Consider the following 272-nt stretch of genomic DNA (forward strand, 5'->3'; position numbering starts at 1 on the left):
GGTGGTGGCCTGCTGGATGCGTTGGCGGCACACGGTGAGCTTGTCGGCGGCCAGGCGCACGACGTGGAAGGGGTCCATCACCGTCCGGGCAGCGGGAACGGCTTTGGCGGCGGCGGAGTGGTAGCCGGCGAACCCATCCATCGTGACCACCTTGACCCGGTCTCGAAACACCTGGTCACGGGCGTCGAGCCACTCGGTGAGCACCTTCGCCGAACGGCCCGGGACCATGTCCAACAGGCGAGACGGGCCGGTGCCGTCCACGACCGGGGTCA

Annotated in this window: 1 protein-coding gene; it reads right to left on the reverse strand. The window is 69.5% G+C overall.

Features of this window, described 5'->3' with window-relative positions; translation table 11 throughout:
* A partial coding sequence (locus KHA85_RS17685; protein WP_213186777.1) for a transposase occupies positions 1-272 on the reverse strand: 272 nt, incomplete at both ends.

The organism is Dietzia massiliensis (genome assembly GCF_018390595.1).
Taxonomy (GTDB): domain Bacteria; phylum Actinomycetota; class Actinomycetes; order Mycobacteriales; family Mycobacteriaceae; genus Dietzia; species Dietzia massiliensis.